At 65.1% G+C, this 19,158-nt stretch carries 20 protein-coding genes; 11 read left to right on the top strand and 9 right to left on the bottom strand.

Features of this window, described 5'->3' with window-relative positions; all coding sequences use genetic code 11:
• Positions 1-23: 23 nt before the first annotated feature.
• On the bottom strand, positions 24-3,707 hold the full coding sequence (locus ACZYZ4_RS14405) for a TM0106 family RecB-like putative nuclease (RefSeq protein ID WP_463861941.1): 3,684 nt from the start codon (positions 3,705-3,707) through the stop codon (positions 24-26).
• A gap of 89 nt (positions 3,708-3,796) precedes the next feature.
• Positions 3,797-4,993: a TerC family protein gene (locus ACZYZ4_RS14400; RefSeq protein ID WP_463861939.1), complete on the bottom strand. Its 1,197-nt coding sequence runs from the start codon at positions 4,991-4,993 to the stop codon at positions 3,797-3,799.
• 136 nt (positions 4,994-5,129) lie between these two features.
• Between ACZYZ4_RS14400 and ACZYZ4_RS14395 the strand changes: the two genes are divergently transcribed.
• On the top strand, positions 5,130-7,430 hold the full coding sequence (locus ACZYZ4_RS14395; protein ID WP_463861938.1) for an FdhF/YdeP family oxidoreductase: 2,301 nt from the start codon (positions 5,130-5,132) through the stop codon (positions 7,428-7,430).
• A 100-nt stretch (positions 7,431-7,530) separates the two neighbouring features.
• Here ACZYZ4_RS14395 and ACZYZ4_RS14390 read toward each other — a convergent pair whose 3' ends face one another.
• Positions 7,531-7,860, bottom strand: coding sequence for a DUF6457 domain-containing protein (locus ACZYZ4_RS14390; protein WP_463861936.1), 330 nt, complete (start codon positions 7,858-7,860; stop codon positions 7,531-7,533).
• Positions 7,861-8,072: 212 nt separating this feature from the next.
• Between ACZYZ4_RS14390 and ACZYZ4_RS14385 the strand changes: the two genes are divergently transcribed.
• From ACZYZ4_RS14385 to fdhA, 3 genes are all read left to right on the top strand, one after another.
• Entirely contained in the window at positions 8,073-9,257 is a 1,185-nt protein-coding gene (locus tag ACZYZ4_RS14385; protein WP_463861934.1) for a serine hydrolase domain-containing protein, read from the top strand.
• Positions 9,258-9,322: 65 nt separating this feature from the next.
• The gene (locus tag ACZYZ4_RS14380; protein ID WP_463861933.1) at positions 9,323-9,670 is read left to right on the top strand and encodes a GNAT family N-acetyltransferase; all 348 of its coding nucleotides are present in this window, start codon (positions 9,323-9,325) and stop codon (positions 9,668-9,670) included.
• 241 nt (positions 9,671-9,911) lie between these two features.
• Positions 9,912-11,123, top strand: coding sequence for a formaldehyde dehydrogenase, glutathione-independent (gene fdhA, locus ACZYZ4_RS14375; RefSeq protein WP_463861932.1), 1,212 nt, complete (start codon positions 9,912-9,914; stop codon positions 11,121-11,123).
• Positions 11,124-11,252: 129 nt separating this feature from the next.
• On the opposite strand, the gene ACZYZ4_RS14370 is transcribed toward fdhA, so the two are convergent.
• Together ACZYZ4_RS14370 and ACZYZ4_RS14365 are read right to left on the bottom strand one after the other, a co-directional pair.
• Entirely contained in the window at positions 11,253-12,437 is a 1,185-nt protein-coding gene (locus ACZYZ4_RS14370; RefSeq protein ID WP_463861930.1) for a metallophosphoesterase family protein, read from the bottom strand.
• 237 nt (positions 12,438-12,674) lie between these two features.
• A complete protein-coding gene (locus ACZYZ4_RS14365; protein WP_463861929.1) occupies positions 12,675-13,172 on the bottom strand; it encodes a DinB family protein in 498 nt (165 codons plus the stop codon).
• Between the two features lie 116 nt (positions 13,173-13,288).
• Between ACZYZ4_RS14365 and ACZYZ4_RS14360 the strand changes: the two genes are divergently transcribed.
• Positions 13,289-13,639: a hypothetical protein gene (locus ACZYZ4_RS14360; RefSeq protein WP_463861928.1), complete on the top strand. Its 351-nt coding sequence runs from the start codon at positions 13,289-13,291 to the stop codon at positions 13,637-13,639.
• Here the strand turns inward: ACZYZ4_RS14360 and ACZYZ4_RS14355 are convergent.
• Together ACZYZ4_RS14355 and ACZYZ4_RS14350 are read right to left on the bottom strand one after the other, a co-directional pair.
• Positions 13,636-13,953, bottom strand: a complete 318-nt coding sequence (locus tag ACZYZ4_RS14355) for a hypothetical protein (protein WP_463861927.1) — start codon at positions 13,951-13,953, stop codon at positions 13,636-13,638. The genes ACZYZ4_RS14360 and ACZYZ4_RS14355 overlap by 4 nt on opposite strands.
• Positions 13,954-14,017: 64 nt before the next feature.
• Positions 14,018-15,178 carry a glutamate--cysteine ligase gene (locus ACZYZ4_RS14350; RefSeq protein ID WP_463861926.1) on the bottom strand — a complete coding sequence of 387 codons (1,161 nt, stop codon included), beginning with the start codon at positions 15,176-15,178 and terminating at the stop codon, positions 14,018-14,020.
• Positions 15,179-15,493: 315 nt separating this feature from the next.
• Between ACZYZ4_RS14350 and ACZYZ4_RS14345 the strand changes: the two genes are divergently transcribed.
• Positions 15,494-15,874 carry a VOC family protein gene (locus ACZYZ4_RS14345; protein WP_463862013.1) on the top strand — a complete coding sequence of 127 codons (381 nt, stop codon included), beginning with the start codon at positions 15,494-15,496 and terminating at the stop codon, positions 15,872-15,874.
• A gap of 69 nt (positions 15,875-15,943) precedes the next feature.
• Here the strand turns inward: ACZYZ4_RS14345 and ACZYZ4_RS14340 are convergent, their stop codons facing one another.
• On the bottom strand, positions 15,944-16,339 hold the full coding sequence (locus ACZYZ4_RS14340) for a DUF1801 domain-containing protein (RefSeq protein ID WP_463861925.1): 396 nt from the start codon (positions 16,337-16,339) through the stop codon (positions 15,944-15,946).
• Between the two features lie 100 nt (positions 16,340-16,439).
• Between ACZYZ4_RS14340 and ACZYZ4_RS14335 the strand changes: the two genes are divergently transcribed.
• Positions 16,440-16,736, top strand: coding sequence for an iron chaperone (locus ACZYZ4_RS14335; protein ID WP_463861923.1), 297 nt, complete (start codon positions 16,440-16,442; stop codon positions 16,734-16,736).
• A 42-nt stretch (positions 16,737-16,778) separates the two neighbouring features.
• Here ACZYZ4_RS14335 and ACZYZ4_RS14330 read toward each other — a convergent pair whose 3' ends face one another.
• Positions 16,779-17,216, bottom strand: a complete 438-nt coding sequence (locus ACZYZ4_RS14330) for a nuclear transport factor 2 family protein (protein WP_463861921.1) — start codon at positions 17,214-17,216, stop codon at positions 16,779-16,781.
• A 370-nt stretch (positions 17,217-17,586) separates the two neighbouring features.
• Here ACZYZ4_RS14330 and ACZYZ4_RS14325 point away from each other — a divergent pair, with 370 nt between their 5' ends.
• From ACZYZ4_RS14325 to ACZYZ4_RS14310, 4 genes are all read left to right on the top strand, one after another.
• Positions 17,587-17,919 (top strand): hypothetical protein, encoded by a 333-nt coding sequence (locus tag ACZYZ4_RS14325; RefSeq protein WP_463861919.1) that lies wholly within the window; start codon positions 17,587-17,589, stop codon positions 17,917-17,919.
• A gap of 21 nt (positions 17,920-17,940) precedes the next feature.
• Positions 17,941-18,447, top strand: coding sequence for a GNAT family N-acetyltransferase (locus ACZYZ4_RS14320; RefSeq protein ID WP_463861918.1), 507 nt, complete (start codon positions 17,941-17,943; stop codon positions 18,445-18,447).
• 2 nt (positions 18,448-18,449) lie between these two features.
• Positions 18,450-18,650, top strand: a complete 201-nt coding sequence (locus ACZYZ4_RS14315) for a hypothetical protein (RefSeq protein ID WP_463861917.1) — start codon at positions 18,450-18,452, stop codon at positions 18,648-18,650.
• Positions 18,651-19,017: 367 nt separating this feature from the next.
• A complete protein-coding gene (locus ACZYZ4_RS14310; RefSeq protein ID WP_463861915.1) occupies positions 19,018-19,158 on the top strand; it encodes a hypothetical protein in 141 nt (46 codons plus the stop codon).

Here is a 19,158-nt window from a genome sequence, read left to right as displayed (position 1 = left end):
TTCAGCGGTGAGAACACGGTTTCTCAGGGTGTTGCGCGGCCGTGGATACCCGCGCTGAGGCCGATGAAGGCGCCAAGTTCCTCCAGTGCCGCCGGTTTGGCCGGCATGTAATTGGTGAGCTCGGGGGAGCGGATGATCACGGCACGCCACTGGCCCCGTGACACGGCCACGTTGATCCGGTTCCGGTTCAGCAGGAATTCGGCCCCGCGCGGAGCTTCGGCAACCGCGGAGCAGGCCATGGACACCAGGACAACCGGCGCCTCCTGGCCCTGGAACTTGTCCACAGTGCCCACCCGGACACCCGGCAGGCCGGCGTCGTGCAGGGCCTGCCGGATCAGCTGGACCTGGGCGTTGTAGGCGGCCACCACCAGGATGTCTTCCGGGTTCAGTGGCCTGGCCGGCTTGTCGTCGCCGGGAAGCCATTTCAGCCCGATGTGCCGCTGGGCCTGACGGACCACCTCGGCAGCTTCTTGAGCGGAGGACTTGGTGTTCCCGCTGTGGTCCACAAAGACTGTTTCCACTCCGGCCGGCAGTTCCGCGAGGCCGCGGAGGGATGCCGCCGGCGCAGCCTTGAGCTTTCCGTCGTAGCTGAGGACGGACACGGCCCGGCACAGGTCCGGGTGCATGCGCCAACTGTCCGCCAGGAAATAGCCCAGTTCGCCGGGGAGCGTGGCGTGCCCGGCAGCGAGCCAGCCCAGGGCCGACTCGTCCACGGGCTCCGGGTGCGAGCCCTGCGTGACCTGCGGCAGCTGCTGCGGGTCACCGAGGAGCAGGAGGCGCTTGGCGGCACGGGCCACGGCCAGGGTGTTGGCCAGTGAGAACTGGCCGGCCTCGTCAATGACCAGCAGGTCCAAGGATCCTGCGGGGACGGACTTGCCCGTCATGGTCCAGGCGGTGCCGCCCACCAGGCAGCCGCCTGCGGAGCCCAGCAGGGCCGCGACGTCGTCGTCGGACGTGCGGTGCCACAGCACCGGGTGCGGGGTGGCCAGCTTCTTCGCCACCCGCGCCGGATCCAGACCGGCGGTTTCGATCGCGGTGCACAGCATGTTCTCCACCACCGCGTGGGACTGCCCAACCACCCCGATCTTCCAGCCCTGCTCCACCAGCCTGGCAATGACGTGCGAGCCGACGTAGGTTTTGCCCGTCCCGGGAGGGCCCTGCACGGCAAGGTATGAATGATCGAGGTCCATCAGGGTGGCGGTGATCGCCGTGACGTAGTCCGCTGCACCGTAGACGTCCTTTCCGACGGGTGCGGGACCTGACATCGAATGGAAGCGCGGCGGAACCTTGCGCAGGATGTCGACGCCGGGATGTTCCGGAAGCGTGGGCACCGAGGCACCGACACTCTGCGCCAGCTCGGCCAGGGCGGCTTCGATGCTGGCGGTGCGGATCGGCTGGTCCTCGGTGAGCGCCGCCGGGATGTGCGGATAAGCGGGGACCTTTCCTGTTTCCCGTTCCTCGATCGTGATCATGGTCTGGCCGGCAACCCGCGGGTGGTCCTCCACCGCGGTCACCAGCGTGCCAAAGGTGAACCCGCGGCCCGTGGTGGTGCCCAGCGGATCGTCCAGGCCATCAGGGACAGGGGAGTCGTAGAGCCGGCACCAGGTGCTCCCGGGCTTGAACTCCGAACCCTCGCTCATGACTCCCGTCAGCCTCAGCGTGCGGGTGCGCATCCGGGCCGCAGGCTTTGCGAGCTCCCAGTCCGTCAGTATGTCCGCGGTATCCACAACGAACACGTTGCGGTGCTCAGACCAGTGGTCGATCTCGGACTCGGTGCGGTCGAAGTGCTCCCACCAGAACTGCTTGCGCTCGCGGCTGTGGTATCCCGTGGCCGCGGCCACCATGGCGATGGCCCGTTCGTCGTTGCTCCAAGTCCGGTCGTCCGGTAGCCCGGTCAGGTAAGCCTGCAGGCGGCGCTCGTCCGGTGTTGGCTCCGTTTCCGGAAGCGGTGGCGGGGCCGCAGCAGCGGACGACGACGGTGCTGGCCGCCCGCCGTCGGACGTTCCAGTGGGCGCCGCGCTTGAGGGGGCCGTTCCGCGGAGCTGGAGCAGCCAGTCGCGCAGGCGGAGGGTGGAGAGGCAGTCGTACTCGTTGTAGTCGGAGATGGAAGCCAGGATGTGTGCGGCCGTGGCGGCGTCGCCGTCGTCCCGGGCAGCGCAGTATCCGGCATACGCCACCACGGACGCTCCGGCGTCCTTGACGTCCCCGGAGCGGAGGTTTTCGCCCATGTACAGGGGCTCAAGCTTCTTGATGGAGTAGGACGGTTCGGAGATCCGGAGCGAATGCCGGGCGGTGGCGTAGAGGTCCACGAGCACGCCTTCGCGGAGCCAGTTGTCCACAATGTCCTCGCCGGCGAGGTGGGTGACGGACAGGTTCCGGAGTGCCGATTTCTCGTAGGCAGCGTAGTGGTAGACGTGCATGTCCGGGTACCTGGCGCGGCGCTCTTCCACGTAGCCGAGGAAGTCCAGGAAAGCCTGCCGCTCCTCGTGGCGCGAATGCGCCCAGAAGGGCCGGAAGGCGGGCTTGCCCACTGCGAGCGCGGCAGCATCCGGCGCCTCGATCACGCCGAACAGGTACTCCAGCCCCCACTTGCTGGTGGTGGGGTCCTGCCAGAGGGGATCGCCCTCGAAGTCGAAGAAAATGTCGCCGGGGCTGGGCTGCGGAATCCCTGCCAAGGCATTCTCCGGCAGCACCTTGAACGTGACGGTGTGCTCCTCGCCGTCCTTGGCGAAGGTGCGGGAACCGTCCGGAACGTCCCGGCCAAGCTGCATTCTGGCCTGGTCGCGGAGCCGGACCACCGAGCCGTTGGCCTTGCCTGCCGGGAGATCGGCCAGCGCGTCGATGGTGGTGATGTGATCGGCGATGAGTTTCTTCCGCCGGAGGGTGGTCATGCCGCCCACCATCAGGAGGTCGCGGTGGGACTGGACCTGCTCGGCGCAGTAGTTGCACCGCCCGCAGAACGCTACGCCGGGCTGTTGCCATTGCACCGCCGAGCCGGCCTCCCGGTGGGCGGCTGTCAGGGCACGGAAGCGGTCGCGGCGCTCGCGGAAGACCGGCAGCAGGTCCGGCAGGGAGTGGTGGCTGCGGACGTAATCGCCGTCCACCACGGCGCCCAGCACCAACGTGACCCGAGGCGACGGTTCCAGGCCCATGCCGATTAGCTGGTCGCCGTAGGCGGCAAGCTGCAGCAGCGCGCCCACCTTGGCGTGCCGTGCCAGCTTGGTGTCCCACACCTCGTAGCGTCCAGGGTTTCCAGTGCCTGCTGCCTCGTTGACGATGAAGTCCGCGTAGCCCAGGAACTCGCCGTCGAAGAAGGTTGCCTGGAAGACGACGTCGGCCCCGGCACGGAGCGCGAGTTCCGTTTCAGCGTGCCTGGCCAGCAGCTCGCCGCGCGTGTTCTCCCCACGCGCGATCGAGTACACCCCGGCGCCGCGTCCGGCGTCCCACTCGCCATACTGCGCGATCAGGCCAGCCAGGACCTTGGCCTCGTGCTTGTCACCGAGCGCCCCGGCACGGCGCTGCATTTCGTCGTCGGGAAACTGCGCCTTGGGGGACCGGCCCAGTTTCTCGTCCAGGATGCGGAGCGTGCGGTACTCACATTCGCTGGCTGCCACAAGATCGCTGGCGGAAAACACCAGGTCCTGCGGCGTGCCGGAGCCGGGACCAACGGTCCCGGGATCAGCGCTGGCTGGATCGAGCAGAAACACGGGGCCTCCCCATTGACGTGCCTGGCCGGAGGACAGTTTCCCTGGCGCTGGTTTGAATCTAGCAAGAGGGGCTGACAGTCAGGCCCCGGCTACTCCTGGTCTGCCCGCACCTGGGCTTCGTCATGCTCGGTGTGGGCTTTGCGGAGGAGGTCCATGAATTCGGTTTCGTTGCGGATGAGCCGTTTGTACTTCTCCGGCAGGCTGCGGAGCTGGTCTTCCTCGCGCACCATCCGGGCGAAGAGCTTGTCCCGTTCAGCCATGTCCGTCTCGTAGTTAAGATCCAGGTACTCGGTGGCGTGCCGTTTGGCGCCGGACACCGCGGTCTTGGCCTTGCCCTTGGGGCTGAAGATCGAGGCCAGAACGGTGACCGTCAGGACACCGAGGATCACGGTCAGGGAAACACCGGTGCTGACCTCCACCACGTTGACGTGCTCGCCGTCGTTGATGAACGGCAGGGTGTTCTCGTGCAGGGCATGGAGGATGAGCTTGACGCCAATGAAGCCGAGGATGGCGGCGAGGCCGTAAGCAAGGAAGATGAGCCGGTCCAGCAGCCCATCGATCAGGAAGAAGAGCTGGCGCAGGCCCATCAGCGAGAACGCGGTGGCCGTGAAGACGATGAAGACGTTCTGGGTGAGGCCGAAAATGGCGGGAATGGAGTCCAGCGCAAACAAGATGTCGGTGCCGCCGATGGCCACCATTACCAGGAGCATCGGGGTGAGGACGCGTTTGCCGTTCTCTTGGGTGAAGAGTTTGTCGCCGTCGTAATGGGCCGACGCCGGGAGGTACTTTTTGGCGAGCCTGACCACCAAACCTTCCGCGTCGTCGTCGTGATTATCCGGCTTGAGCAGGTTCCCTGCGGTGATCAGCAGGATCAGGCCGAAGATGTAGAACACCCACGCGAAACTGTTGATCAGGGCGGCGCCGAGGAAAATGAACGCCGTCCGGGCGATCAGCGAGAAGACGATGCCGAACAGCAGCACCTTCTGCTGGTCCGCGCGGGGGACCTTGAAGCTGGCCATGATGATCAGGAACACAAAGAGGTTGTCCACGGACAGGGCCTTCTCCGTGACGTACCCGGCGAAGTACTCGGTGCCCATGGTGGTGCCGCCGAATAACAGCACGCCTAGGCCAAATAAGAGGGCGATACCCACATAGATGGAGGACCAGATGGCCGATTCCTTGAGGGTGGGTGTGTGGGCCTTCCGGACATGGAAGAAGAAATCGAAGGCCAGCAGGCCCACGATTCCGACGATGGTCAGGGTCCAGACAAAAGGGGGGACGTCCATCTGTCCACCCTACCTAGGCGTTTGCCGTTAGTCCTGCTTCACTTGGATGACCCCCTCAATAAGGGTGGACTCGGACCGTCACACCGGGGAACATCGGTGCGTTGACGGTGAGAGCTTGAACCAAGGAGAGTGCAACGTGGCACGCAAGAATCCGCGCGTGGAAGAGGCCAACGAGGCTGACATCGAGGTCAGCGGCCACCCGAAGACGTGGGCCGCCGGCGTCCCGGGCGTCTACCATTCCCTGGAGCCGGCCCTGCAGCACATGGGCGTGGCCAGGACGGGGAAAACCCTGCTGGCGCTGAACCAGAAGGATGGCTTCGACTGCATGAGCTGCGCGTGGCCGGACCCCGGGCACCGGAAGACGTTCGAGTTCTGCGAAAACGGCGCCAAAGCGGTCACCTGGGAGGCCACCCCGGTGGTGATCGGCCCCGAATTCTGGGCTGAGAACCCTGTCAGTGAGCTGCGGCAGCGGTCCGAGTACTGGCTGGGGATGCAGGGGCGCCTCACCGAGCCCGTGCACAAGCCCGCGGGGGAGGACCACTACCGTCCCGTCAGCTGGGAGCAGGCCTTCACCATCGCGGCGGACAAGCTCAAGGTACTGCCGAGCCCGGACCAGGCCGCTTTCTATACCAGCGGCCGGACCTCCAACGAGGCCGCGTTCCTCTACCAGCTGTTTGTCCGGGCCTACGGGACCAACAACCTGCCGGACTGCTCCAACATGTGCCACGAATCCTCGGGCTGGGCGATGGGCCAGACCATCGGGATCGGCAAGGCCACCATCTCCTACGATGACTTCGCAAAGGCGGACCTGATCATTGTGATGGGCCAGAACCCGGGCACCAACCACCCGCGGATGCTGACCGCGCTGGAGGAAGCCAAGGAAGCCGGCGCCAGCATTGTGGCCGTGAATCCGCTGCCGGAAGCGGGCCTGATGCGCTACAAGAACCCGCAGAAGGTCAAGGGAATCATTGGCCGCGGCACGGAGATCGCCGATCAGTTCCTGCAGGTCCGCATCGGCGGGGATATGGCCCTGCTCCAGGCAGTTTCCAAGCGGGTCCTCGACGCCGAGGCTGCGAATCCGGGGACCGTGCTGGACCACGCCTTCCTCGCCGAGCACTGCCAGGGCCTGGAAGAACTCCGCGAGCACCTTTCCCAGCTGGACGAGGCTGCCGTGCTGGCGGCCACGGGTTTGCGCACAGATGAGATCGACGAACTTGCCGACCGCTACCTCAGGGCCGAGAAGGTGATCATCACCTGGGCCATGGGCATCACCCAGCACAAGAAGGGGGTGGCCACCATCAAGGAGATCATCAACCTCCTGCTGCTCCGCGGCAACATCGGCAAGCCCGGCGCCGGCGCGTCGCCTATCCGCGGGCACAGCAACGTCCAGGGCGACCGCACCATGGGCATCTGGGAGCAGATGCCGCCGGCCTTTATGGACGCCCTCGGCAAGGAATTCAGTTTCGAACCGCCGCGCGAACACGGCGTCGACGCCGTGGAAACCATCAGGCAAATGCGCGACGGCGGGATCAAGGTTTTCGTGGCCATGGGCGGTAACTTCGTGGGAGCCATTTCGGACACCCACGCAGCGTTCGCGGCGATGGAGAACACCGAGCTGTCGGTCCAGATTTCCACTAAGCTCAACCGCTCGCACACCGTCACCGGGGCAGAAGCGCTGATCCTGCCCACGATGGGCCGCACGGAGATTGACATGCAGGAATCCGGTCCGCAGTTTGTGTCCGTGGAGGACACGGTCTGCGCAGTCCACGCCTCGCACGGAACGGTGAAACCGGTGGCGCCGGGCCTACTGTCCGAGGTTGCCATCGTCAGCAGGCTGGCCCAAAAAGTGGTGGGTGGCTCAGTGCTGGCGGACTGGGCCGGGTTCGAGAAGAACTACGACCTCATCCGGGACCACATCTCCCACGTGGTCAGCGGCTGCGAGGACTACAACCGGAAGATCCGGCAGGACGGCGGCTTTGTGCTGCCGAACGGGCCGCGGGATTCGCGGACGTTCACCACCCCGACGGGCAAGGCCATGCTCACTGTCAACGAGCTCGAACATATGGAGCGGCCGGCCGGAACGCTGATCCTGCAGAGCATGCGCTCGCACGACCAGTTCAACACCACCATTTACGGCAACAACGACCGCTACCGGGGTATCAAGAAGGGTCGCGAAGTGGTTTTTGTCAGCCCGGAAGACCTCGCTGAACTGGGACTCAGCGACGGTCAGCACGTGGACATCCACGGCGTGTACCTGGACAACGTGGAGCGCGTGCTGCGGAATTTCCGGGTGGTCTCGTACCCCACTGCGGCTGGTTGCGCGGCAGCCTACTACCCGGAGGCCAACGTGCTGGTGCCGCTGGACAGTGTGGCCGAGGGCAGCCAGACGCCGGCGTCGAAGGCCGTGATCGTAAGGCTCGAGCCGGTTGCCGGTTAACGGTGGTCGAGACGGGTTCCGGTGGTTGAGCCTGGGGCCACGCCGCAGGGTTCCCTAACCGAGCTTGCGAGGAAAGGGAGCAGGTGGGGAGCGAAACCCGCTACTGACCGGTGTCCGCCCAGCCCTCAGCCGCCGGGCCGCCGTCGTGCCCGTCCTCGCACAGTCGGAAGGCGACGTCGGCCGCTTGGGTGACTGCCGCCGTCGACTCGGCCTTGGACCCGGCGCTGCCGTTGCCGGCGGCCAGCCCGGCTGCGTAACCCACCAGGAATGTCGTCACCGGTGCGGCCGCATGGATCACCGAGCCGGCGGACTTCCTGGCCAGGTCAAGAAGGAGCTCCTGATCCACGTGCAGGTCCAGGATCTGCAGTGCCTGGGCCAGCCGGTGGGTCCACTGGTCCAGGACCTGCGCTTCGTTCTCGTCAACAGCCATGTTCGCTCCTAAGTTCCCGGTTCGCTGCTCGTGGGCGGCAGGGGGAGTCCTTGCCCATTGCCCACGACACTACAAGGCCAAGGCGGCTACGTCACCGGGCTGCCGCAGCTTCCTTGACAGTCCGTTTTGCCGTGAGGAACATCGAAGGTGCCGGTGCAGTTGGCGGCCTCTTGGGAGTCCAGTTACTGACCGGCCCTGTGAAGGGACGTGGGATGCAGGCAGCCGTTCATGGTTCCAGCTCCTCCCGCCTTGCGGCCGCCGTGGCAGCGGCCGCGCTGGTGGGCTCGCTCGCAGGCTGCACCAGTGCCCCCGAGCCGCCTGAGCAGCGGACCCCGTCCGTTCAATCCACGGCGACGGCGACGGCCCCGAAGGAGCGGGCTTTCGTGGCAGTGCTGGAAAAGTACAGCGAGGAGATCCGCGCCGGAGGAGCGACGGCGGTCATCATCCAGTTGAAATCAAGGCTGGGCGAATGGTCCTCGGCCGAAGGCGTCCGCAGCCTTGAGACCCTGCAACCCGTGCAGTTGAGCGACCAGACCCATATCGGTGACATCACCATGACCATGGTGGCGGTGTCGGTCATGAAGCTGGTGGAGGAAGGAAAAGTCCGGCTGGATGACCCCATCCAGAAATATCTGCCGGACTTCGAGAGCATCATCAAGCCGCCCGGACCCATCACCATACGCAGCCTGCTCAGCCACCGGTCCGGGATGCCCCACTATTGGGTTTCGCCCATCCACATAGGGAACGGGCCCTTCACGCATGAGGAACGTGTGTCGTTTGTAGCGGGCATGCCTTGGACCGGCGGATCGGGCAGCCTTTATAGCTACTCCGCCACCAATTATTCGGCGTTGGCCCTCCTTGTGGAGAAGTTGCGGGGCCAGGACATAGGAGCTGTCATTCACACCGACAACGTGGAGCCTTTGGCCCTGCAGGACACACTCATGACGGGGGACGAGCCTGGCCCACAGAGGTTGCTCCACGGCTACACCCGGACGGAAACCGGCGAGCTGGCGGACAACACGCTGGCTCCGTTCCACGCAGGTTCCCCCGATACGGGGATGATCTCCACGGTCCCCGAACTCAACACCTATTTCGCGGCCCTGCAGAAAGGGACCTTGCTGACGCTCCAAAGCGTGCAGGAGATGCATCAGCCAAAATACGAAACGTTCGGCCTTGGACTCGTCAGGCAGTACGACTCGTGCTCCAACAATGACTACTTCGGCCATGTCGGGGTGGTGCGGGGATACGCGGCGCTTGCGTTGATCAGCGCGGACGGGTCCCGGCAGGTGGCCATGGCGGTGGCCCGTGCACCCGTCCCGGATCCAGTTGGTTTCGATGACTGGCGGTCGCTCGAGATGGCCGAAGCAGCCGTGAAAGCGCTCGATCTGGCCTGTTAGACGGGATCGAAATAGGGCGGGGTGCCGGGGTTAGGCTGTACCGGAAGCCGAACCGAGGAGATCCCGTGCACGATGTCACCATCCGCCACAACCTGGAGCGGCAGCGCTTCGAAGTGCTGACCGGCGGGAACGTTATTGGTAAAGCCGTGTACAAGGAGTACGACGCCGGCGGCTCACCTCAGCGGATTTTCTACCACACGGTGATCAACGAGGAATACGGCGGTCAGGGGCTCGCGGGCAAGCTCGCCAAGGTGGCGCTCGATGAAACGGCTGACGAGGGGCGTGCCATCGTCCCGGTATGCCCGTTCATCAAGAAGTACCTCGGCAAGCACCCGGAGTATGCCGCAGCAACGGTGGCTACCACGCCGGCGCACCTGGAGTTCCTGGACGCGGCCTTGGCCGCCCGGGCCTGATCCTGCCCGGGCCTGATACGGCGCGGGCCTGACCCGGCACTGGCGGGAGGAGAAACCTTAGGGCTCTTGACCCTAGACCCCTCGGAGCCGCCGTGCCTACACTGGCCGGACCTCCCAACTTCAGGAAACATCCAGCTGCTCAAGCAACGGGCAGGCCCTGCACCTTGGGGGATCCATTGCAACACTTCACAACTCACGGCTACCCCACGAGGGCGCGCCGTGCCGAGGAGAGGAAAGCAGGATGTCAGGAAACAAAGCCGTTGCCTACAAGGAACCCGGCAAGGTGGAACTGATCGATATCGAATACCCCACCTTTGAACTCAAAGACGGGCCGGGCGTCAACCCGGCGAACGTGGGGCGCACGGTACCCCACGGGGCCATCATCAAGACCGTGGCCACCAACATCTGCGGTTCTGACCAGCACATGGTCCGCGGACGCACCACCGCCCCGTCCGACCTGGTGCTGGGGCACGAGATCACCGGCGAAGTGGTGGAGGTGGGTCCCGGCGTCGAGTTCATTAAAGTGGGGGACATCTGTTCGGTGCCCTTCAACATCGCCTGCGGCCGGTGCCGGAACTGCAAGGAACGCAAAACCGGGATCTGCCTGAACGTTAATCCGGACCGTCCGGGCAGCGCCTACGGCTACGTCGACATGGGTGGCTGGGTGGGCGGCCAGGCCAACTACGTGCTGGTCCCGTACGCGGACTGGAACCTGCTGAAGTTCCCGGACAAGGACCAGGCTATGGCGAAGATCCTGGACCTTGCCATGCTCTCGGATATCTTCCCCACAGGCTTCCACGGCGCGGTGTCGGCCGGGGTGGGCGTGGGCTCCACGGTATACGTGGCGGGGGCCGGACCTGTTGGCCTCGCAGCGGCCACCAGCGCTCACTTGCTGGGTGCCGCCGTCGTGATTGTGGGGGATCTGAACGAGGAACGGCTGAAGCAGGCGCGCAGTTTCGGGTGCGAAACCATTGACCTGAGCAAGGGCGGACCGGCGGAGCAGATCGAGCAGATCCTGGGTGTTCCGGAGGTGGACTGCGGCGTTGACGCGGTGGGCTTCGAGGCCCGCGGCCACGGCCATGACGCCAAGGAGGCCCCGGCAACCGTTCTGAATTCACTGATGGAGATCACCGCGGCCGGCGGGGCCCTGGGCATTCCCGGGCTCTATGTCACAGGTGATCCCGGCGGTGTGGACGAGGCGGCCAAGAAGGGTGCGCTGAGCCTGAGCCTGGGCACGGGCTGGGCGAAGTCGCTGAGCTTCACTACGGGGCAGTGTCCGGTGATGAAGTACAACCGTCAGCTGATGATGGCCATCCTGCACGACAAGGTGAGCATCGCCAAGAACGTCAACGCCAAGGCGATCAGCCTTGAGGACGCGCCCAAGGGCTATGCCGAGTTCGACGCCGGCGCGGCCACCAAGTACGTCCTCAACCCGAACGGATACATCAACTGAGCCCCTGCCGGGTTTGGTGCGTTGGAGCCGGGTGACCTGGTGGCGGGCGCCGGCGGCGGGTGATTCACCAAAGCGGCGGTGCCTCCACCTCATGTGGGGGCACCGCCTCTGCCAGGTGTATGGTCCACGCTAGAGTTGCCGCGGATCCAGCGGCTGCGGAACGATCGGCTGGTCGTTAGCCGTGAGGTCGATGCCCAGGTCCTTGGCGAAGACCAGCCGGGTGTCCTTGTAGATTCCGGGGTGGTTCTCATCCAGCTCAAAGACACGGGCCCCGCGCAGGCGGTTCCGTTCGGCGCCGGAGAGCCCATAGGCGCCGAACCCGGTTCCGGGCGCATAACCAAGCTGCACCCCGTAGTAGTTGCCCACGTACGTGTTGACGTGGTCGTGGCCCACAAAGTAGCCCAGCACATCCCCGCGCTCCAGGAAGGCGTTGAACAGGCCGGAATTGATGGGGCCCGGGCACTCGTCCTCGTTCCGCTCGCCAACGATGTTGTGTTTCGTGACGGCACGGGCGTGATCGGCGTCCGTCCGCGTGTCGAGGCTGGCGAACCACATGTTGCGGTGCTCGTGGAGCGCGATGTGGCCCCACATGAGGGAGGGGACCTTCTTGCTGTATTTTTGCTCGGTGGCGATAGAGAGGTTGCGGTACCAGGTGACCTGGTCCATGCGTACCCAGTCCCAGTCGGGGTAGCCCTCGAAATCCTGTCCGTTGATGGCATCCGGAGCATACCGGCCGGTGTCGATAAGCCAGAGTCCGAACGCCGGTGCCTTGGACTTGGCGGACTGCACCAGGAGCAGCGAGTTCGATGTCCCGGTGAGGCCCGGGGTGGAGTCGCTGTTCATATTGAATTCGTAGGTCTGCAGGAACTGCAGCATTTTGGCCTCGGTCATGCCGGTCCGGGTTGCTGAATCCTCGTCGTGGTTGCCGAACGTGATGGCCCAGGGGATCTGCCGGCGTTCCATGGGCTGGACCACGTGGTTGAGCGCCTGCTTGACCTCCAGCTCGGAATCGCAGCCGCCGTTGATCACGTCACCGTTGATCACCACGAAGTCCGGCTTCTCCGCGTCCAGGGTCTTATCCATCAGCTCGATAGTGCGGCGGTCCGTCTGCTCGTCGTCCTGGGTGTCGTTGAACTGGACCACCTTGAAGCGGCCGTCGGTCCGGAAGGCGAGGCTGGGCTTGGGTGCCTTCGGACCCGGGGCCGCGCTGCTTCCGGCGGCTGCGGCCACTGTGAGTCCCAGCGCGCCGAGCGTTCCGGCAGCAGCCAGCGCGGCCCTCCGGCTGAGGTTGTACTGATGGAGTCCGGTGGTCATGGTTGCCTCTTTCACTGGTGCGGCCGTACTTCCGGCCGTCGACCCTGTGACAGTATGCAAGCCAAGTTTCGGGTTCCGGAACACTTGGTGAACGCCACATGCGGGACTGAGTGATTACCGGCCAAGTCCGCCGATGATGGCCGCATGTCATCTTACGCAGTCACTCGCTGCGCTCTCGGCGGCCGCGATGGCCAACAAAGCCTGACCCGGCGGGCCGACGCTGGCGCTTGCCCGGCGTCAGCCGTTGAGGATCTGTTCCCGAAGGATGTCTGCGTGCCCGCAATGCTGGGCGAGTTCGCGCAGCACGTGCAGGTATACCCAGCGCAGGGGGAGCGGGCCGCGGCGGTTACCGCGGAGCACGTCGTCGAGATCTAACAACGACGTCGCGTGGCGTGATGCCTCGCAAGCCTCCCGGTGAGCCTGCCGGACGCTGGCGATGGTGTCCTGGTCCGTGAGGATGAACGACTCGTCCGGCGTGGCCGGGATGCCGATCTCTGGGCGCGACCGGCACGTGATGGCTTCGTCGAACCAGACCTTCTCCACCATGATCGCGTGCTTAACCAGGCCCAGCAGCGTGGTGCGGGATGCCACCAGCGACCGGCGCGCCTGCTCCTCGGTGAGACCCTCCAGACATGCATTGAGCATGTTCCGGTGGTCATCAATGAAGGCCTCGAACTGGGCGCGGACGGGCTGGTGGATGGCGTTCTCGGCGAACGCGGCTGAGGGAGCAGACATCCCCGAAGTATTACAAAGGCAGGGCCCCGCGGCAATGCGCGGCTCGCTGGGGGGGGAGGCCCGACGCCGGCCGCCCACCCATGGTGATCGCCGCGCCGCGCGCCTACGGTGAAGTTATGTCTGATACCTTTTCGTCCTTTGTGGACACCTTCAAAAACATCGGCGTCACCAAGGCCTATGGCCCGGCCGTCCAGGTGGGCGGGGAGGAAATCATCCCGGTTGCCCTGGTGTCCTTCGGGTTCGGGGGCGGCGGCGAAGCTGGTGACGGTGCCTCCGGCGGGGGTGGCGGCGGGATGGTGCTGCCGCTGGGTGTGTATCGGAGCGTCGGGCCGCGCGGCGTTCCGTCCGAACACCTTGGTCACCCTGATGTGCCTGGTCCCGGTGATCCTGGCTGCCGGCGCCGCTGCGGGCCGGGCCATCCGCGCCGCGCGGTCCTAGCCATACTGCCCGTCCAGAAGCCCGCCTAGCCGGAGGCGCGGCGGTTGCGTGCCTGGCGTGCCAGCCGGATGAACGCATAGACAAAGACGGCCTCGATCAGCACCATCAGCCCGAGCAGCAGCCACTGCCCCTGGGCGATGAAGACCACCGCGCCGGTGAGGACCAGCGTGGTGCCGAGCGCCAGCGCGTACACGGCGAAGCCGAGGGCCACTTTGGCGCTGCGCACACCCGTCCGGAAGCCAAAGCCCACCGGTTCGCCGCCGGGGTAGCCTGCCACCCGGTCAGGGACTGCGGGCTTTTGCCTGTCGAACTCCTCCCAGGGGTCCGGGTCGTGTGTACTCATACTTCCATTATCCCGCGGGGTCCCGGCCCACCCGCCGCGAGACCAAGGGCTCGCGGCGGCTACGTCACCGCCTGGCCAGGGTCCCCTGGCTCCGGCTTGAGAAACCGTCACCTAAGGGGTCGGAGAGGGCCGGTTCCTGGTGGGTAATTACGACGGCGTCGCTCACCACGTCAGCCAGCCTGCCGTGGCGCGCGTAGGCCTGCCGCTGCAGCCTGGCGCCGGTTCCGTTGCTGAAGATCCGGTGCAGGGATTCCTCGACGTAGGCTGCGTCGCCCGCCTCGACCAAGGCGTCGCGGACATGATTATGGAGCGCGGCGATGACATTGCGTGCGGACTCCGGCTTGTGGGTCAGCGGGTGGAGCAGCTCGCCCTGGATTCCCCACCGGCTGGCCAGCCAAGACCCCTGGCGCAGGATGATGGCCGAAACCAGGTCCGGTGCCTGGCCAGATTTCCATTCCCGGGCAGCGGTCTCCACCAGGCCCCGCACCAGGGCGGCGATCAGGACGGTGTCGCGGGGATCGAGGCAAACATCGGACACCCGGATCTCCACGGTGGGGTGGCGGGCAGACAGGCGGGCGTCAAAATCAGGGTTGTTGACTACGCCGGTGCCGGCGAGGTCCGCCACCCGCTGGTGGTAGGCCTGCGCCGAGCCGAAGATTTCCGTCGGCCCGGCCGAGGACCACCGGTTCCAGGCCTGGGTGCGGAAACTGGCGTAGCCGCTGTCAGCGCCGTCCCAGAACGGGGAATTTGAGCTCAACGCCATCAGCGGCGGAAGCCAGGATCTGATGCGGTCCAGGACCGCGACGCCTTCCTCATCGGAGTCGACAGAGACATGGATATGGCATCCGCAGGTCAGTTGCTCACGGGCCGTGAGGGCAAACTTTTCCAGCAGCGCGTCATATCGGGTGTTGCTGGTGGAATGGGGTGTCACCGCCAGCGGGGACGTGGCGAGGGCGGCGATCCTGGCGCCCGCTTTTCGGGCAAGCGAGTCCGCGAGAGCGCGGCCGGACAGGATCTCGGCGGAGAGCCCGCTCAGGGTGATGTGAGGGTGGGTGATCACTTCGATCTGTTCCTGGTGAAGCTCGACGGCGAGCATCGGGTGCCTCGAAGGGTCCGCCGTCTCGCCCGGGTCCTGGAGTCGCACCAGATCTGCGGCCAGGGGCAGGGGACTGCCGTTGGAGGGATCAACGATCAGGAATTCTTCTTCAACACCAAAAGTACGCACCTGCTAAGTGTGCGCCAACAAAAGGAGCACCAGACGCCACACTTGTTCCCGGCAGCCGTGGGGGCCTCCGGGAGGGCCGCCCGAAGCGGTTGAAATCCCCTATATCCGCAGGCGCCCTTTCAGTTCCATAATGGCCACATAGGCTTCGGGGACCCTCGCGCCGATGATGGCTGGCGCGGCGCAGGAGGGTCCCAGGTGGCCGCTCTGGCACTTGGCGCAAGGGGCGGCCACGCGGCACCGGACAACGAGGTTCCGGGTCCGCCACCGGGGGAGAGCATCGCCACCAACGCGAAACAAGGCACAAAGGAAATCATCATGCTCAAGGATTCATCGATCATGGCCGTCCTTCCCGCGAAGGACATCAACAGGGCGAAGGATTTCTATCGGGACAAGCTGGGGCTGGAACCGTCCGATTCCATGGAGGACGACAGCCTGCTGTACCGCGGCGGCAACGGGACGGGCTTCCTGATTTACCAGACAGAAAATGCCGGGACGGCCAAGAACACCCAGATGGGCTGGGAAACGGACAACCTCGAACGGGAGATGGAGGAACTGCGGGGCCGCGGCGTCGTCTTCGAAGACTACGACCTGCCCGGCCTGAAGACGGAGAACGGCGTGATTGATGATGACTGGGGAAAGGGCGCCTGGTTCCTGGACAGCGAAGGCAACATCCTCAGCCTCACCCAGCGCAAGTAGCAAGCCGCAGGACTATTGGCGCACCAAGGGGCCGCACCTGCCGCGAAGGCAGGTGCGGCCCCTTGGTGGCTACTGGCTGCCCTTGATCTTCCGCCAGCCGCCGGCGCGGTTGTTGGCGATGATCGCCCGGAACATCGCCACCAGGGCTTCCTCGTTCACCGGCTCACCCTCGTGGAACGCAACGGTGCGGCCGGTCTTGTTGTTGTGCCCGGCCGTAATGATGCTGTGCGGATCCGGGACGATGCCGCCGTCGTACAGGAAAACGTTGACGTGATCCTTCGCCGAGAGAAAGGCGCAGATATTGCCCTGCAGGACGAAGTAGGGCTGTACGGTGCGTTTGATGGTTTCTTCGACGTCGGGATCGGCGGTGTGAACCAGCCCCCGGACCTGTTGGCAAATGACCTGCTGCCAGGCCGGGAGGGCTTCGATGTAGTGGTCAACGCGGGGATCTTTGACGTAGTCCATGGCTTCAATCCTTGATGAAGGGAGACCTGTTGGAAGTATCCCAAGACCGAGGCCTAGCAGCAATCACCCCGCCTCACGCTTCGGGAACAGAATGGCCGCCATGGGCGCCGTTGACGATTCCTTGGCCGACGTGTCTGAGCCGGACCGCGGCTGCCTGCAACATGTGATCGACATTGCCCGGACGTTGGTGCCCGAAGCTGTGGAGGGGATGAGCTACGGGATGCCCGCCATGAAATTTGAGGGAAAGCCACTTCTGGGCGTCGTCCGGGCAGCAAAGCACCTCTCCGTCTTCCCGTTTTCCCCGGCGGGGATTGACGCCGTCGCCGGCCGGCATCATCCGGCTGCGCCGCGCGGAGATCCTGACATAGGGTCTGGAACCGGCAAGGCGTTCCCTTGAGCGGGGACCAGCCGGTGGGCTGGTCCCTGGCACTACAGTGGTTCAGTGTTTCAATAATGACTCTTGAAGCAGTCCGAGCTGTCCCAAAAAATCCATCTGATCAAAGTAGAAGTGGTGAGATGTAATCAGGCCACCCTCCACCTTGGCGATGTCGCAGCTTCTGACTCTGATGTGCTTGCCGGTGGGCTGAAGGTTTTCCCCGGAAGGCAAGCTCAACGGCCCGGTGTTGGTTCCGGTGACGAAACCCTCATCGATGGCCACATCCCCGGCCTCATGTTTATCGGCGTACTCATACGTGACGTCCGGCAGTGCTTCCCAGAAGTGGTAGAGGTAGTTGCTGATTCCCTCCCGCCCGGTGATCTCGCCTTCATCAGGGGTGAAAGCGACGGCGTCCTCGGCGTAGCACGCCGCCAGCGTCTCTTTGTCTTTTGTTGACATGGCCGTGGTTAAGCGGTCCATGACCTCGCGTGCCTGTCCCATTTCGACCTCCATTTGTTAGGGGCGGCCTCACGGAAGCGTGGGCCGCTTCGTGGTGTGCGTTTTGTGGTTTGGCTTCTGCTTCGCAGGCGCCATTTTAAGTACACGTCCGCCGTAGTGGCGTGTCAACGAACGGGGATACCCTCTCTGAATACCGCGGAGGAAGGGGGAACCATGGACACAGCTGAGGCAGTTCTGCATGACGGCTCCACCATCCCCGGCACCGTTCAGGGAGACGGGCCTGCCATCCTCCTGCCGGTCAGCCTGGCGCCGCACACGACGGCGGAGGCGGAGGCACTGCGCCAATGGGGCGGTTACCTGGGCCTGGGACCTAACCTCATTCTGGAGAGCATCGCGAAGGATCTGCTGGCAATTGCCGATGCCGCCGGCGTCGACCGTTTTGCACACCGACCGAGTCGGGGCGCTCGCGATGGGCGGCTTCCTGCCGCTCGAGGGGCCGTACCTGAGCATGCTGGCGGTCACCCGGGCAGCGCATGCTATGTCCGTCAAGGCTGCCGGCGAACCGGCCGGGCCGGACCCCAAACCCAATCCGGGCGACTGGGACCCGGTTTCGGTCCAGACCACCGAGGCACAGACGCAGCAGTTCGTCACCCTGTACGAAGCGCTGCAGGATTTTGACGATTCGCCCACCGTCCTCCCGGGGGACCTGGCCAAACTCGCGTTTTCAAACCGCTGGGTCAAGTAGCAACTGGCTAGGCTGTTGACCATGGACTTTCTCATCCGGCAGGCCACTCCCGAGGACGCTGAGACGGTGGTGCGCATGCACACCCTGGCCCACGAGGAGACCTACCGGGACCAGCTGTCAGCGGAGTTCTTCCGCACCCGGCGGGCCGGCATTCCCGAACGTGTGGAACGTCGCCGACCATTCCTGGCCGGCAGCGACCCGCGGATCATCGCCGTGGACGCCAACCATGAAGTGGTGGGGTTCTCCGACGCGGGTCCCGGACGGGATGAGGACGGCCCCGAGGCGCTGGAGCTGTATTCGCTGTACACGCTCCGGCGGACGCACGGCAGCGGGCTGGGGGCCGCTTTGCTGAGCGCAGCCATCGGTGAGAGTCCGGCATATCTCTGGGTGCTGGAGAGCAATCCCCGGGCACTGGCTTTCTACCTTAAACACGGCTTTCGCCCTGACGGCAAGCGTGGGCTGCTGCCACCCGAGTGGGAAGAGCTGCCCGAAATCCGGATGGTCCGGTCGGCGCGGGCCGGGTGGTGACCATGCGGACAGGGTCGTGGCCGGGTCAAAGGTCCCTACCGCACTGGGCCAAGATCGCCGTCGTCGTTTATCTGTCGGTGACGGTTGCCGTTGTTGCCGCTGCGCTCCTTACCGGCTCCCTCGACCTGGATCTGGATGCGACGGTCAGGGAGTGGCTGATGCGGTCCGTGGTGGTTCTGACGCTGCCCGTTTCGGCGGCGTAGTTCGCCATTGGCTTCCTCCTTGATTTCTCGCGTCCGCCATCGTCGGGCGGGGTGAGCCCGACGGCGGTCCTCTACCTGGGATACGTCCTCCTTGCGGTGGTCAACGCAGCGCTTTTCCGGCGGATCATCCTGAGCGTCCGGAAGCCGGTGCCAGCCGCCGGCATTCCTGGCACTCTGCCTCAGGGTCCGGGCGTGACAATGCGCGGGGTCACTCGGAACGTTCGGAACCTCTGGTGGACGGTACCTCTGGCAGTTTTGCTGAGCCTTCCCCCGTGGCTGGTGGCGGGTCTTGCCTGGTGCGGGATCAGCGGTTGCAGCGGCGGAGGTTTCGGGGTTACCCACGGGAACCGAATGGTTGGCGGTCACTATGAGCGTCGTGAACGGGTTCATCCTTGCCGTGGCCGTTTTCGCAGTCCGCTGGCTTTATCCAACGTGGAGGCGCGCCCTGATTGCCATCGCGGCCGGAACGCTGTTCGGGCTTGTGGGTGCTGCAGTCACGCACGGGTAG

Source organism: Pseudarthrobacter adonitolis (assembly GCF_055412845.1).
The sequence above is the reverse complement of the archived record's forward strand: the minus strand, read 5'-3'. Positions and strand labels throughout refer to the sequence as shown.

Bases quoted from the DNA above. Each gene is read 5' to 3' on its own strand.
- ACZYZ4_RS14355 (WP_463861927.1), bottom strand. From the start codon at position 13,953: ATGAGTACACACGACCCGGACCCCTGGGAGGAGTTCGACAGGCAAAAG.
- ACZYZ4_RS14330 (WP_463861921.1), bottom strand. From the start codon at position 17,216: ATGGGACAGGCACGCGAGGTCATGGACCGCTTAACCACGGCCATGTCA.
- ACZYZ4_RS14390 (WP_463861936.1), bottom strand. From the start codon at position 7,860: ATGGCTGTTGACGAGAACGAAGCGCAGGTCCTGGACCAGTGGACCCAC.
- ACZYZ4_RS14315 (WP_463861917.1), top strand. From the start codon at position 18,450: ATGCGGACAGGGTCGTGGCCGGGTCAAAGGTCCCTACCGCACTGGGCC.
- ACZYZ4_RS14345 (WP_463862013.1), top strand. From the start codon at position 15,494: ATGCTCAAGGATTCATCGATCATGGCCGTCCTTCCCGCGAAGGACATC.
- ACZYZ4_RS14310 (WP_463861915.1), top strand. From the start codon at position 19,018: ATGAGCGTCGTGAACGGGTTCATCCTTGCCGTGGCCGTTTTCGCAGTC.
- ACZYZ4_RS14400 (WP_463861939.1), bottom strand. From the start codon at position 4,993: ATGGACGTCCCCCCTTTTGTCTGGACCCTGACCATCGTCGGAATCGTG.
- ACZYZ4_RS14320 (WP_463861918.1), top strand. From the start codon at position 17,941: ATGGACTTTCTCATCCGGCAGGCCACTCCCGAGGACGCTGAGACGGTG.
- ACZYZ4_RS14385 (WP_463861934.1), top strand. From the start codon at position 8,073: ATGCAGGCAGCCGTTCATGGTTCCAGCTCCTCCCGCCTTGCGGCCGCC.
- fdhA (WP_463861932.1), top strand. From the start codon at position 9,912: ATGTCAGGAAACAAAGCCGTTGCCTACAAGGAACCCGGCAAGGTGGAA.
- ACZYZ4_RS14365 (WP_463861929.1), bottom strand. From the start codon at position 13,172: ATGTCTGCTCCCTCAGCCGCGTTCGCCGAGAACGCCATCCACCAGCCC.
- ACZYZ4_RS14370 (WP_463861930.1), bottom strand. From the start codon at position 12,437: ATGACCACCGGACTCCATCAGTACAACCTCAGCCGGAGGGCCGCGCTG.
- ACZYZ4_RS14335 (WP_463861923.1), top strand. From the start codon at position 16,440: ATGGGCGCCGTTGACGATTCCTTGGCCGACGTGTCTGAGCCGGACCGC.
- ACZYZ4_RS14360 (WP_463861928.1), top strand. From the start codon at position 13,289: ATGTCTGATACCTTTTCGTCCTTTGTGGACACCTTCAAAAACATCGGC.
- ACZYZ4_RS14340 (WP_463861925.1), bottom strand. From the start codon at position 16,339: ATGGACTACGTCAAAGATCCCCGCGTTGACCACTACATCGAAGCCCTC.